The organism is Xanthomonas hawaiiensis (assembly GCF_031834635.1).
GTDB classification, from domain to species: Bacteria; Pseudomonadota; Gammaproteobacteria; order Xanthomonadales; family Xanthomonadaceae; genus Xanthomonas_A; species Xanthomonas_A sacchari.
In genome coordinates this window covers 4,425,417-4,438,989 of record NZ_CP115873.1, presented here as the reverse complement: position 1 = coordinate 4,438,989, position 13,573 = coordinate 4,425,417, and the positions used below count along the sequence as shown (strand labels likewise).

The 13,573-nt window shown below is 59.2% G+C and carries 14 protein-coding genes; 12 read left to right on the top strand and 2 right to left on the bottom strand.

Annotated elements, in window-relative coordinates; all coding sequences use genetic code 11:
* The first annotated feature begins 65 nt into the window (after nt 1-65).
* The 8 genes from aceE to PG878_RS18895 all read left to right on the top strand — a co-directional run bounded on the left by aceE (nt 66) and on the right by PG878_RS18895 (nt 8,220).
* Nucleotides 66-2,756 (top strand): pyruvate dehydrogenase (acetyl-transferring), homodimeric type, encoded by a 2,691-nt coding sequence (aceE, locus tag PG878_RS18930; protein ID WP_209031488.1) that lies wholly within the window; start codon nt 66-68, stop codon nt 2,754-2,756.
* A gap of 53 nt (nt 2,757-2,809) precedes the next feature.
* Complete coding sequence (locus tag PG878_RS18925; RefSeq protein WP_209031489.1) at nt 2,810-3,673, top strand: DUF4231 domain-containing protein; 864 nt, start codon at nt 2,810-2,812, stop codon at nt 3,671-3,673.
* A gap of 16 nt (nt 3,674-3,689) precedes the next feature.
* Nucleotides 3,690-4,157 (top strand): TIR domain-containing protein, encoded by a 468-nt coding sequence (locus PG878_RS18920; protein WP_209031490.1) that lies wholly within the window; start codon nt 3,690-3,692, stop codon nt 4,155-4,157.
* Complete coding sequence (locus PG878_RS18915) at nt 4,148-4,765, top strand: Nmad2 family putative nucleotide modification protein (RefSeq protein ID WP_311185991.1); 618 nt, start codon at nt 4,148-4,150, stop codon at nt 4,763-4,765. The genes PG878_RS18920 and PG878_RS18915 overlap by 10 nt, the downstream gene beginning before the upstream one ends.
* 53 nt (nt 4,766-4,818) lie before the next feature.
* Nucleotides 4,819-6,033 (top strand): MazG nucleotide pyrophosphohydrolase domain-containing protein, encoded by a 1,215-nt coding sequence (locus PG878_RS18910; RefSeq protein WP_209031491.1) that lies wholly within the window; start codon nt 4,819-4,821, stop codon nt 6,031-6,033.
* Between the two features lie 82 nt (nt 6,034-6,115).
* Entirely contained in the window at nt 6,116-6,610 is a 495-nt protein-coding gene (locus tag PG878_RS18905) for a uracil-DNA glycosylase (protein ID WP_209031492.1), read from the top strand.
* Nucleotides 6,611-7,081: 471 nt separating this feature from the next.
* The gene (locus tag PG878_RS18900; RefSeq protein ID WP_209031493.1) at nt 7,082-7,591 is read left to right on the top strand and encodes a hypothetical protein; all 510 of its coding nucleotides are present in this window, start codon (nt 7,082-7,084) and stop codon (nt 7,589-7,591) included.
* Between the two features lie 119 nt (nt 7,592-7,710).
* Nucleotides 7,711-8,220, top strand: coding sequence for a hypothetical protein (locus PG878_RS18895; protein WP_209031494.1), 510 nt, complete (start codon nt 7,711-7,713; stop codon nt 8,218-8,220).
* 7 nt (nt 8,221-8,227) lie between these two features.
* On the opposite strand, the gene PG878_RS18890 is transcribed toward PG878_RS18895, so the two are convergent.
* Nucleotides 8,228-8,944, bottom strand: coding sequence for a hypothetical protein (locus PG878_RS18890; RefSeq protein ID WP_244672643.1), 717 nt, complete (start codon nt 8,942-8,944; stop codon nt 8,228-8,230).
* Nucleotides 8,945-9,328: 384 nt separating this feature from the next.
* On the opposite strand from PG878_RS18890, the gene PG878_RS18885 reads away from it, so the two are divergent.
* The 4 genes from PG878_RS18885 to PG878_RS18870 all read left to right on the top strand — a co-directional run bounded on the left by PG878_RS18885 (nt 9,329) and on the right by PG878_RS18870 (nt 12,545).
* On the top strand, nt 9,329-9,928 hold the full coding sequence (locus PG878_RS18885) for an XAC0095 family protein (protein WP_209031495.1): 600 nt from the start codon (nt 9,329-9,331) through the stop codon (nt 9,926-9,928).
* A gap of 164 nt (nt 9,929-10,092) precedes the next feature.
* Complete coding sequence (locus PG878_RS18880; RefSeq protein WP_244672644.1) at nt 10,093-10,746, top strand: hypothetical protein; 654 nt, start codon at nt 10,093-10,095, stop codon at nt 10,744-10,746.
* Between the two features lie 149 nt (nt 10,747-10,895).
* Complete coding sequence (locus PG878_RS18875; protein WP_311185990.1) at nt 10,896-11,537, top strand: hypothetical protein; 642 nt, start codon at nt 10,896-10,898, stop codon at nt 11,535-11,537.
* Nucleotides 11,538-11,549: 12 nt separating this feature from the next.
* Nucleotides 11,550-12,545: an XVIPCD domain-containing protein gene (locus PG878_RS18870; RefSeq protein ID WP_244672645.1), complete on the top strand. Its 996-nt coding sequence runs from the start codon at nt 11,550-11,552 to the stop codon at nt 12,543-12,545.
* 63 nt (nt 12,546-12,608) lie between these two features.
* On the opposite strand, the gene PG878_RS18865 is transcribed toward PG878_RS18870, so the two are convergent.
* Nucleotides 12,609-13,478: a hypothetical protein gene (locus PG878_RS18865; RefSeq protein ID WP_244672646.1), complete on the bottom strand. Its 870-nt coding sequence runs from the start codon at nt 13,476-13,478 to the stop codon at nt 12,609-12,611.
* Between the last annotated feature and the right edge of the window lie 95 nt (nt 13,479-13,573).

The following is a 13,573-nucleotide window of genomic DNA, read 5'->3' as shown; positions in this document are numbered from 1 at the left end:
CTACACTTGCAGGCTTCGAGAAAACACATGCCATCGCGCGCGTGCGTGCGACCTACGGGAGCGTTATGAACTGGTTGAACGAGGTGCTGCAGAACGATCCGAACCCCACTGAAACCCAGGAGTGGATCGAATCGCTCAAGGCCGTCATCGATGTCGCAGGCCCCGAGCGCGCGCATCAGCTGCTGGAGGACATGGTCGAACTGACCCGTCGTTCCGGCGCCTACCTGCCGTTCTCGCCGACCACCGAGTACGTCAACACCATCTCCCCCGCCAACGAGGCCAAGAGCCCGGGCGATGCGGCCATCGAGTGGAAGATCCGCTCGATCATCCGCTGGAACGCGATGGCCACCGTGGTCCGCGCCAACCGCAAGCCGGGCGACCTGGGCGGCCACATCGCCTCCTTCGCCTCCAGCGCCACCCTGTACGACGTGGGCTTCAACCACTTCTGGCGCGCGCCCTCGGACAAGCACCCCGGCGACCTGCTGTACATCCAGGGCCACAGCTCCCCCGGCATCTACGCCCGCGCCTTCCTGGAAGGCCGCATCAGCGAAGACCAGCTCAACAACTTCCGCATGGAAGTGGACGGGCAGGGCATCTCCTCCTATCCGCACCCGTGGCTGATGCCGGACTTCTGGCAGACCCCCACCGTGTCGATGGGCCTGGGCCCGCTCAGCGCCATCTACCAGGCGCAGTTCATGAAGTACCTGGAGCACCGCGGCCTGATCGAGAAGTCCGACCGCAAGGTGTGGTGCTTCATCGGCGACGGCGAGAGCGACGAGCCCGAGACCCTGGGCGCCATCGCCCTGGCCGGCCGCGAAGGCCTGGACAACCTGATCTTCGTGGTCAACTGCAACCTGCAGCGCCTGGACGGCCCGGTGCGCGGCAACGGCAAGATCATCCAGGAGCTGGAAGGCGTGTTCCGCGGCGGCGGCTGGAACGTCATCAAGTTGCTGTGGGGCGGTTACTGGGACGCCCTGCTGGCCAAGGACACCAACGGCGTCCTCAAGAAGCTGATGATGGAAACCGTCGACGGCGAGTACCAGAACTGCAAGGCCTTCGGCGGCGCCTATACCCGCGCCAACTTCTTCGGCAAGTACCCGGAGACCGCGGCCATGGTGGCCGGCCTGTCCGACGACGACATCTGGCGCCTGAACCGCGGCGGCCACGATCCGCACAAGGTCTACGCCGCCTACCACCAGGCGGTGAACACCAAGGGCATGCCCACCGTGATCCTGGCCAAGACCGTCAAGGGCTACGGCATGGGCTCGGCCGGCGAGGCGCTGAACCCCACCCACCAGACCAAGAAGCTGGACGACGACGCCGTGCGCGCGTTCCGCGACCGCTTCAACATCCCGCTCAGCGACAAGCAGCTGGCCGATGCCGAGCAGGTGCCGTTCTACCACCCCGGCCCGGACTCGCCGGAAGTGCAGTACCTGCAGGAGCGCCGTGCCGCGCTGGGCGGCTACCTGCCGCAGCGCCGCCGCAAGGCCGACCTGTCCATCCCGGCCCCGGGCCTGGACAAGTTCGAGCGCCTGCTCAAGGACAGCGGCGAGCGCACCTACTCCACCACCATGGCCTTCGTGCAGAGCCTCAACATCGCCCTGCGCGACAAGGAACTGGGCCCGCGCATCGTGCCGATCGTGGCCGACGAAGCGCGCACCTTCGGCATGGAAGGCATGTTCCGGCAGATCGGCATCTACGCCCCGTTCGGCCAGAAGTACAAGCCGGTGGACGCCGACCAGTTGATGTTCTACCGCGAAGACCAGTCCGGCCAGGTGCTGCAGCAGGGCATCAGCGAGCCGGGCGCGATCTCCTCGTGGATGGCCGCCGGCACCAGCTACTCGGTCAGCAACGTGCCGATGCTGCCGTTCTACATCTACTACTCCATGTTCGGCTTCCAGCGCGTGGGCGACATCGCCTGGCAGGCGGCGGACATGCGCACCCGCGGCTTCCTGCTCGGCGGCACCGCCGGCCGCACCACGCTCAACGGTGAAGGCCTGCAGCACGAAGACGGCTTCAGCCAGGTCATCGCCGGCTCCATCCCCAACGTGCGCAGCTACGACCCCACCTTCGGCTACGAAGTCACCGTGGTCATGCAGTACGGCATCCAGCGGATGATGCAGGAGCAGGTGGACGAGTACTACTACATCACCCTGATGAACGAGAACTACGCCCACCCGGAAATGCCGGCGGGCGCAGAAGACGGCATCATCAAGGGCATGTACCTGCTCAAGGACGCCGGCAAGCCCAAGAAGGGCGAACTGCGCGTGCAGCTGCTGGGCTCGGGCACCATCCTGCGCGAAGCCATCGCCGCCGCCGAGCTGCTGGACAAGGATTTCGGCGTCACCGCCGACATCTGGTCCTGCCCCAGCTTCAACGAACTGCGCCGCGACGGCTTCGACGCCGAGCGCTGGAACCGCCTGCACCCGGAAGGCGAACAGCGCAAGCCGTTCGTCACCCAACTGCTGGAAGGCCGCCAGGGCCCGGCCATCGCCGCCACCGACTACGTGCGCGCCTTCGCCGACCAGATCCGCGCGTTCGTGCCGATGCATTACACCGTGCTGGGTACCGACGGCTTCGGCCGCTCGGATACGCGTGCCAACCTGCGCCGGTTCTTCGAAGTGGATCGCTACTACATCGCGCATGCCGCCATTGCGGCGCTGGCGAAGGATGGGAAGATGACGGGCAAGGATGTGGCTCGGGCGATCAAGCAGTACAAGATTGATCCGGAGAAGGCTAATCCGGTTGGGGTTTGACTGAACAAAGGGACGGCAATCGCCGTCCCTTTTACATTGGTGAGGGAGCATGGATGCGTACTGAAGACTTCCCGGCTTTGTACCGATCTGCAGACGATCTCGCAGCGCGTCAGCAGCGTCTGTTCTTTCTTTTGCTTCGATGCAACCTTGTCTTCTTGGTTCTCGGAGCCGCGCTCTCATTCGGTTCGGTCGATCATTGGCTCATCGCGCTTCTGCAGGCATTGACGCTTCTTGCCGCCCTGGCGTTCTCAGTGGCGCTATATACCATTAGGGCTGAGCGCATTTGGTACGCCGCCCGTGCTTTGGCAGAGTCAACTAAAACCCTTACCTGGAGATTCATATCGCGCGCGGAGCCATTTGACGACGCGGAAGAAGACTCGGAGCGTTCGCTTCAATCTCGCCTAGCGGCTACTCTTCGTCAGAATCGAGAGCTTGCAGGTCGCTTCCAGAGTGACTTGGAGGCGCGCCAGATTACTGAGTGCATGCGCTCTCTCAGGAGCGATGACTTGGAAAAACGCATCGCGACTTATCGGCTGCACAGGATCTCTAATCAAAGGACGTGGTACGCTTCGAAGGCGAAGGAGAACTCCTCTCGAAGTAGGGCCTGTTTCACCATAGTTGTGGTGGCGAATACTTTCGCTGTTGCATCAGCGCTCTTGAAAATTAAATTTCCAGATTTTAAGTACTGGCCAACAGATGTATTGGTCGCAATCGCGTCCGGCGCGCTGGCCTACTTGCAATCAAAGAGATACTCTGAACTGGCTGCTTCGTACGCGCTGACCGCGCATGAGATTGGAGTCGTAGAGGAGCAGCTGGCGCAAGTAAAGGGCGAGCGGGAGTTCTCCCTGTTTGTCGGAGATGCTGAGAATGCTTTCTCTAGGGAGCACACTCAGTGGGAGGCAAGAAAGGACATCTAACCAAAGAGGGGGGTGTATGAAATCAAGGAATGTTTTCGTTAGCCATATACAAGAGGATGAGGCGCATATCCAGAAGCTCTATGACCTGCTTGGTCGGTCGGGGTTTCAGTGCAAGGATTCGTCAATAACCTCGCAGACTCCAAACAACGCCCAAAGTGAAGACTACATAAAGTACCAGGTGATATCGCCTCAAATCGAGTGGGCTGGGGTAGTTGTTGTGCTAATTACGCCTGGTACCCGGTCCAGCGATTGGGTGAACTGGGAGGTGGATCGCGCAAACGCGCTGGGGAAGCGGATTGTAGGAATATGGGTGCATGGGGAGGGCGGTTGCGATCTTCCAGAATCCCTCGTGAAGTATGCCGATTCAGTTGTGGGGTGGAATTCGGAGAGGATCATTTCAGCCATCGAGGGGAAAGATAGTTGGGAGTGCCCAGATGGATCTGAGATGGAGGATAGGGATATCAAAAGGATTAAATGCCAATGAGTCGCTTATATAGCTATGTGGTAGTTCGGGACTTCGGCTTCGCGCCAAATCCATTCTCTGGATTATGTACTCTGGCTACCTGTAAGCCGAAGATTCGTGGAAAAGCGTCAATAGGGGACTGGGTAATTGGGGTTGGCGCCGTCTCAACTGGCAGGCAAGGTGACCTGATCTACGCAATGAAGGTCGCTGAAGCTCTGAGTTTCGATGAGTACTGGAATGATCCGCGTTTTGAAGTGAAGCGGCCGGTGCTTAATGGAAGTCTAAAGCGTGCTTATGGCGATAATATTTACCATAAGGACGCGGGTGCGTGGATTCAGGCTGACTCTCATCATAGCTTTCCCAGTGGTAAAACTAATTTCGAGAACCTGAGGCGTGACGTAAGCGCAGATAGGGTTTTGATTGCGCATGAGTTCTATTATTTCGGCGATCGCAAAGTGGCTGTCCCAATATCGGTGAGGCGGCAGGGAAGGCATGACTTGTGTCGCCCAGGACGGGGGCACATCGTTAATATCCCGGAATCACTCAGGGATTCATTCCTTGCCTGGCTCATGTCTAGTCATGCGATCGGTGTCCACGGTCAGCCAGCCCAATGGAAGGGAGCCTTCTGAACATGACTCGGCTTAAGAGCGCCTTCGGGTTTGACCAATATCTGAGCTCTGCCATGAGTTCAAATCAGTTCCAAGGGACACCAGATGAGCTCTTCAAGCATAAGCTCGGCCTAATAGGTGAGGTTGGCGAGCTGTGCTCGGGGATCAAAAAGGTAAAAAGAGATGCGCTGACGGATGCAGAGGCAAGTGTCGCGTCTGAGGAGATCGGTGATTGCCTCTGGTATCTGTTTGCAATAGCTAGGCATCAGCAAATTAAGATGTCGGCTTTGCTAAACGCAGCGATCAATGAAGTTGCGGTCGTGCTACATGTGAGGCCGCTGGGGGGGAGGAATGTCGATGTAAGCTTCCGTCGCCTGACGGGCTTTGTTAATGCTAGCAAGAGCTCGGTTCAAATGGGAGAGAACGAAGCTCTTCAGCGTGTTGCCGGGCGCGCTGGTGCGTTGGTCTCATTGCCCGGTGCAGCACTCCCCGCGTTGGCAGGATTGCTAGCGGACCTTGCGCTCTTGACGCACTCCTTGAGCCTAGACTTAGAGCAAATCGCGATAGAGAATGTCGATAAGGTTCGTGGACGGTGGCCGGGCGCATGTCCCTTGCCATCGCAGCTCTTCGACTCAAAATCAGATGAGACCGAACAGCTCCCACGCACACTTTGGGTGCGGTTTGAAGAGCGAAAGGTCGGCTCAGTCCCGTACGCGTTCATTTCGGTAAATGGCGTTAATGTCGGAGATCGCTTGACCGACAACAGCCACGAAGCGGACGATTACCGGTTTCATGACGTGTTTCACTTGGCTTACGCTGCTTGCCTGGGTTGGTCGCCAGTGCTCCGCGCCCTTCTTAAGCGGAAGAGAAAGTCATCCCCAGCTCTTGATGAAAATGAGGACGGCGCGCGCGCGATAATAATCGAGGAGGCAATTTCGACCTGGATGTTCAACATCGGCCGCGAGCATCTATTCGAAGGAGTGCGCTTGGAGAAATTCCCTTACTCTGTTCTGAAGCAGGTCCAGTCGCTTGTTAAGGGGTATGAGGTCGCGGCGTGCCAGCCCTGGGAGTGGGCAAATGCTATCCTTAAGGGGTTCGAGATCTTTAGAATTCTGAAGCGAGAGCGAGGCGGTTATGTAGTTGCCGATCTCAACGCGCGGAACATCACGTACAAAGGGCTTCAAGAAGTAGATGAGCTTACCGAGCACAAAGAAGTTCGTAGAACGACTCGCGGGCGTAAGCCTGCCAAGAGTGTTCAATCCCTACAAAGACGTGTGCGCAAGGCATGATAAGTCTGTTGAGAGTCCCCTTATTCGAAGAGCGCTCCTTCTCAGCTATCTAAATGCGGTCAGGGGAATTGATTCCCGGGTCATGTGGATGGGCCGGGATCTCGGCTACCGTGGAGGGCGACGGACAGGCGTCGCGCTGACTGATGAAGCACACTTGTCAGAACTGGGCATGTTGTATGGATTTGAGCAGCCGCAGCGATCAACGGTGGGACCAGTGGTGGTTGAGCGTACTGCTACAGAGATATGGTCGGTTTTGCGTCAGATAAGCGCGCCGCCGATGCTTTGGAATGTGTTTCCATTTCATCCGTATTTGGATGGGGATGAACTTTCAAATAGAAAATTCACTGCGCATGAGTTTTCGGTTGCGAGCGAGATAAATCTTCAGTTGATTAGGCTTCTAAGAATTGAGCGAATTGTTGCCATCGGGCAGGACGCGGCAATCTACGCCTCCAAGTTGGGTGTTGATGTTGACCAAGTGCGACATCCAAGTTATGGGGGAGTTTCCGAGTTCCGTGAGGGCATGTCTAGGATCCACGGACTGACTAGTCTGGATAGGCAGGGAGCGCTTCTCTTCTAATTCAGAAGCTGGAAAAGCATGGTCGGGGTTAGCTTTCTATAGCCGGAGGATACCCTGGGCGCCCTGCAACATCTAACGGCGGGCCGTGCTGTGTTTGCATAGCCGATGGGCTTGCCTCACACCAGCGAAAGGGCGGGTCTTGGCCCTCGGCCACACCGCGAAACGCATCGCGGCCTTGGAACCCGCTGGTGCTGGGGTGAACGCGGATGAAGGCGAGTAGTTCGTCGCCAGGACTTCATCAAACAAGGCGCGACAAGCGCTGGACCGCTCCGCTGAGTCATTACCCAGAGCGAGCCAATAAGGATGAGGCGTCAGTGCCGAGTGTCTCCGCTGACCTAGATTGGATGAGTAACTAGATTAGAGTGAAATAGGGGTCAGAGCGCACTTTGATGATTTATGATCCCCTGAATAAAGAAGCTTTTCATAGTCGGCTGTGAGCTTGAGTGCCAAACGTATCTGAGGGGAACGCAGTTGGAAATCAATATTGCTCTTTTGAGAAGATTCGAGGGGCTAAGGGGGATTGCCTATCTGGCGGTAGCCTGCGGCATTTTTTCTGGGCCCGCGGCAGCTCTTGTCATTATTCGTCCAGAGCTGTTCGTCAGCTTGGCGTTGACGAAAATAATTTTTATCGTTGGTGCTCTGGGAGCGCCAGTTCTATTGGTGCTAACGGCGTCTTTTCTCGCATCAGATGTGATTGGAGAGCCATTTAAGAAGTTGGACCTCAAAAAATCTGTACCGGGCGCTCTTGTTGCTGGTAGCGTATTTTCTATCTTTGTTCATCTTTTTTGTTTGCTCCTTGCTGGAAAAGATCTGCATAGATATCTTTGGAGTGTGCCCGTATTTGCCCTATGTGGAGTCATCGGTCTGCTAATGGCGGGCATAGCTGATCGTTTTGGGAAGAAGCGACGTGCTAGGCTTCTGGAGCAAAAGGTTAACGAGCCAACCAAGTCAGAATCTGGCTCGCTTATAGACATCGGTTGACGTTGTGAAAGCAGGAACAGAGGTCAGAGTGCACTTTCCTCGAGGAACAGGCATCCGTGTGCACTTTCCTCTACTGTTATCTGACCTTCAAAGCTCAATCAGTTTCCTGAGTAAGCACCGTGCTCAGTCTTGAAAGCCCGCGCTGGTCCGAGCTGCAGCACGCATATGGCTCAGCCAGCGACATCCCCGCGCTGTTGGGGCAGCTACAGACAGTGCCCACATCCATGGATGGAACAGAGCCGTGGTTCACCCTGTGGAGCGCGCTTGCGCATCAGGGCGACGTCTATTCGGCTTCCTTCGCGGCCGTGCCGCATGTCGTCCGTGCGCTGGCCCAGGCACCTGACAAGGCAGATCACGGCTACTTCCAGTTTCCCGCCTGGATCGAGATCTGCCGCGCGAAAAGCCAGACCGAGATTCCCGAGGATCTTCGGGACGCCTACGTCCATTCCCTCGCTCAGCTTCCCTCCTTAGTCGCGGCTGCGTCCTCTCGCGCCTGGGATCCTGAGTTTCTTGCCTGCGCTCTAGCCGCCGTCGCCGTGGCGAAGGGACAGCCCGCAGTCGCGGAGGCCGTCCTCGAGCTCACGCCTGACGTCGCCGGGGAGTTCATGGAGTGGTTCTTTACGCGGTGACGCGTGCTCAACCACTTACGGCATTGTCTTGCCGGTTCGCTTCGCCAAGCAGTTGCTCGTATGTCTGCACGCGAACACGCAATCGGATCAGATGCCAGGAAAGCGCGTAAGCGAACAGCAGCAGGAACGCGAGAACGCTCTGCATGATCGTGATCTTGCTCAGGACGCTCCAGTCACCCCAGTGCCAGTCCTTGAACTGCAGATAGAGTGCGAGCAGCACCGGCATGATCCCGAGCTTCTCCATTCCGCCGGTGAACAAGCCCAGGCGCTCATGCATGTTCGTCCGGCGGTCACGCATGAAGGTCTCGCGTTGACGGCGCTGTTCCAGCGGAAACGCGCGTAGTGCCGTGACGATGTCTTGGTACTGAGAAAACTCCTGCTCCATCTGCTCTGCATGCTTGGCATGCGGATGTCTAACACCCGGTAGCTCACGTTTGATCTGCAAAATGGCGGCGACTGCAAAGCCAATGAGCTCGATGGTGAGTCCCGCTGCCGCACAGACGAGCGATGCCTTGCCATCCAGTACAGTGCCGAACAACATGCCAAAACCTGCGCCTACAAAGCCAATGATGAAACTCCATCGCTCCACTGGACCAGCGCGGTTCTGCTCGGTCACTTGCGAGTAGTGGCTCATCACCGCGGCGAGCCAAGGAAAGCTGAGCTCGCTGGCTGCCGCCGCACCACCTTCGGAATGCTTAGCAGGCGCTGCGGGCATTTCTTCCATTGTGTTCGCCATATCTCTACCTTCGAGCGTCCAGCTGAGGTTGTCCGCAGCAAGTATTCCGTAGCCACTGACATCGCGCTAGAGCAATCCGATTTCCCAGTGCAAGGTCTACAAATCGCTATTGACACGCATGGAGTGCAGTAGCAATCTCTACTTCAAGGAGCGTCGAAACTCCTCAGAGAGCGGTACCCACCTCCGACAAACCGGTGGGTTTTTTGTGCCCGAAGCTCGGGCGCAAGCCGACGCGATGCCTGCGTCGGGAGGGCGGCTAATACAACACCCTTCGGGGAAATACGCCCGCCGGCTCTCTGCGGTTTCGAACCTCCCGACTTCCCGTCCGCCATGCGTGGCGGACGGACCCCTTCATGGAACGAGGAGGCAACGATGGCACACGACCGTTTGGACGACGACGACATGCCCGGCTATTTCCTGCCGGAGGACAGCCAGTTCCGCCTGGCGAAGCTGCGCGACCACGTGCGCTTCCTGGTCCGGCTGGCGCAGCCGCGGACGCAGGCCGAGGAGCGCGCCGCCGAGCCCAAGGTGCGCATGGGCGAACTGGCGCTCTGTCTGGAGCTGGTGGCAGAGCAGGTGGATCTGGTGCTGGACGCGCTGTCCTATCCCGCCCAGCGGACCGACACGACGCGCGGCGCCTGGTCCGACGCCATTGTCCAAGCAGCGACGGACGCCGGCAGCGGCCAGTTCCGGGTGACGCAGCAGCAGATCGACAGGCTCACGCAGCTGGCCGAGACCGTTTCGGCCAATGCCCGGACGGTGGTGGCCGGCGATGCGTCCGGGCGTGCCGGCGAGCCATTGCCGGAAGTGGGCAATACCCTCTGCGCCGTAGCGAACGAGGTGCGTGAACTGCTGCTGCAGATCGCACGCCAGCCGCTGCGCGAGCCACCGTCGAACCGCGTCCGCGAAGAGCGGGCGGTCTATGCGCTGGAATCTGAAGCGCCGCCTGCGGGAGGCGGGCGGCTGCATTGATCCTGGCTACATTGGCGCGGCGCGGGCGCTGTGTAAGACAAGGCCCGCCCGACGCTGTTGGGCCGAACAGGGCGGCAGCGAGCGTCCGTGTGGGCTACGGCATACTCGCGCCGACTGGCCGGCCGGACTACTCTCTAGTGCAAGAGAATCGAAGCGAGCGTGTCATGGTGACAGCGAAGCACCTGATCAGCATCCTCTTCATTGCCGCGACGCTGCAATTGACGGGATGCCAGGCTGACTCGGCTCAGCGCCCTTCGCCGGACCGGGTGCCGCATGCCAAGGAGGGATCCGTAATGCGAACGACTGTGCCGCTGGTCAGGCCGCTGAGCCCGCAGGTGTTGTCTGATGTCATCACGTTGGACTTCGCTGTTTCCGCCCAGGCAGATGATCCGGAACCACCTATCTTCATTGGAATGAGGGTGACTGCCCGAGATGCCGAGGCTGCGCTTTCCCAGGTCGAACGTCTACGCGACGCCGGCGTCACCGCGCAGGTCCACCTCTATCGGCTCACGGCGGCAGGTGAGGAGCCCGTGGTATTGCAGCGGAGCGAACTGGTTGGGCGCACCGAGTACCAGAGCGTGGCATTGGACCGCGACGGACATGTGCCAGGCCTCCTCAAGGCGAACGCAGATGAGCCCACGATGCGCGTCGCTGGATTGATCGCGCCAGGTGCCGCTTACCGTGAAATGGATCTGGCCTTTGTTCGGGATACGCAGCCCGGCCAATACCGGGTAACCGTCCGCTTCGAGGGTAATGTCCGTTCCTTGGAGCAGGCGAACCCGGAACTGTTGGTCGCGTTCACGGCCAAGGCGAAGTAGGAACGCACGGTCGGTAAGTGCGCCACGCGGATGTGCTTGCCAATCTGCGGATGAAGGGAGTATTTCCCTCGTCTATCGTCGGTTGAAGGTGATTGTGCGAGCATGCCTGTGCATTGCGTCCAGCATCGAATCCCTACGAGGAGGCCCGCGTGAAAAGTGTACTAAGCCAAGCGCGCATTCCTGCGCTGGCGCTGGTGGTGGGGCTGCTGGCGGGATGTGGTGGAGCCCCGCAATTTGCGGAACGGAATGTGGTCAAGGAGCGAAGCGATATGCGAACTGAAGTGCCCTTGGTACGCAACCTGGATCCAACTGGTCCAGCGGAGGTCCAGGTGGAGTTTGACGTGCCGAAACAGGGCGATGACGAGACGCCGCCCGTCTTCATCGGCGTCAGGATCACAGGTGAGGATGCGACTGCCCTTGCCGATCTTGCCGACCGACTGGTGCGTGCCGACATCGTGGCGGTTCTCCAGCTTGAGCGGATCGACCCTTCTGGTGCGGCGACTGTGCAACTCCAGCGGAGTCAGCGCATCGACCGGGAGCGAGAGGCGCTTGTGCCGCTCCCTCCCGATGGCACGGCGGCCGGCCTGTTCGATTTCGATGCCGACGTGACCATGATGCAGGAGGCCGGTCTGCTTTCGCCGAGCAAGCCAGAAAGAGAGCTTGCATTTGCCTTCAGCCCGTCGCTACAGACGGGACACTATCGGTTGAGGCTACGTGTGGATCGGCATCGCGAGGCGCTTGTCGAGGCGCATGCGCAGCTCTTGATCGCGTACACAGCAAAGGCAAAGTAAGAGGTGGCGGACATGGATAATCCGGATAAGCGTTATACCGTGACGGTGTATGTGGCGGCGCCTGGAACGCCAACGCTTTTGTCTGGTGGTACGTCGGCTGCGGGGCATGTCTACTACGCGATCGACGATGGCACGACGAAGAATAGCTATGGCTTCGCTCCCAAGCACCATGGGGACTACAGCGGGCCAGGCAAAGTCGTCAAAAACGACGTAAAGGACTACAAGGATCCTTACTACTCGCGCACGATGGAGATCGATAAAGCGCAGTACGACAAGCTGAAGGACTTTGGCGCGGATCCAAAGAAGTACGGCTTCGATATGGAGTACAACGGTGCGACGAATAGCTGCATCGATTTCACGTGGGGTGCTCTCAACCACGCGGGACTACATCGTCGGGATCGGCATGGTGTCATCGACGAGAAATTCGAAGGCGATCTCAAGCCCTTGAACAACGAGGACGACATCCGCAGCATTCCGGCGCCGAAGCCCGGAAGTGAGTTGAACAAGGAGCATCACAACCCAATGCCGGAGCAGAAATTTTGGCAAAAAGCCATCAGCGAGAATGAGGCGCCAGGCGCCCGAGGAGCATCCGAAGTGCTCGCCGGTGCAAGGCCCGAGATACCACGCGATCCGTTGCTGCAGCAGGCGGAGTCCGCGGTGGTGAAGTTGGAGCAAGGCTTGGGGCGGGATTACGACGGCAACAGCGCCAAGTTGGCGGCAAGTGCCGCATACCTTGCAAAGCAAAGCGGCCTCTCCCGCATCGACCACGTGGTGCTCAGTCAGGACTCGCGCAACGTGCGCGCAGGCGAGAACCTGTTCGTTGTCCAGGGCGCGCTGAACGACCCTGCACACCTGCGTGCGCACATGCGGACGGAGGACGCGTTGCGCAAGCCGGTGGAAGAGACGCTGGCACAGCTGCAGGCTTTGAACGAGGTGCAACGCCAGAATCAGGCACAAGGTGTGGAGCAGCGGGACCAGATACAGGGCCGACCACATCAGATGGGATAGCCTGCCTGGGCTATCAGCACCCTATTAGTGCCGCGGTTCTGTAAAGGTGGCTGCGAGTCGCACTTAATACTGCATAGCGCCTTTGCGGCACAAGCCGATGTTGGTTCTCGCTGCGCGCACGATCGCTAGGTAGCGGTCCGCCAGCATGGGCGTCCATCCTTCCACGGCCGCGTCGTCGTCCTTGGCGGCGTCCTCGGCATACTTGTCGAGTGTGGTCAGGCACTGTGCATACAGGCCATTTTTGTATTGGGTGATGGCCAGATCGTTGCGAATGGCGCCTTCGTCTTCCCATTCCAGCGTCGGCAGGCAATTCGGCACGACCGGCGACAAGGTGGCGAGCGCCGCCTTGTAGTTTTTCGCGTCATAGAGACGCTTGAAGGTTGTCCGTGTGCGGTCCAGCTCATCCCGGCCGCAGCCATCCTTGACCCGCAGGTAGGGGGCCTCGAAATCCCCGTTGTAGCCGCAGAACGTCTTGCACTCGACGGGTGTGGCGGCAGCCACGTCAATGCCCTGCGGCGTACCGGCGAACTTCACCTGGCAGGTGGGTTGTCCCTTGTTGCCTTTGGCGACGCCGGTGTGTCCCTCTATCGCACCATTCAGCTCGCAAATGTCTTCTCCGGTGGTGCTTTCCAGGGAGAACGCCAACGTCCCGTTCTGCTGCTTGATCAGCAGGCGGCCCCATCCCTTGTCGGTGATGTATTCGCCCGGCTGCAGTGGATTGTCGGGCGCGACTTGCGGCGCTGCTGCGGCAGGGCGCTCATTGCGCGCAGCCGGTTTGGGCGCATCGGCCGGTGGCTGTGCCGAACAGGCCGCCGTGGACAGCGTGGCGATCACGGCGCAAGCCAGCCAGGTCATCTTCAGAGGACGCGTTTTCGCCATATCCGTTCGCCGATTCTGTCTTCCGTGCTGCTCTTTAACGCGCGATGCGACCATGCGTCAAGTCGGTGTGCCGCTGCGTGGGCTGTCCTGCGGTTGGATATCTGGCGGGAGGTCTGTGGAACGCCGTGACCCCCGTTGCTATCTTCGCT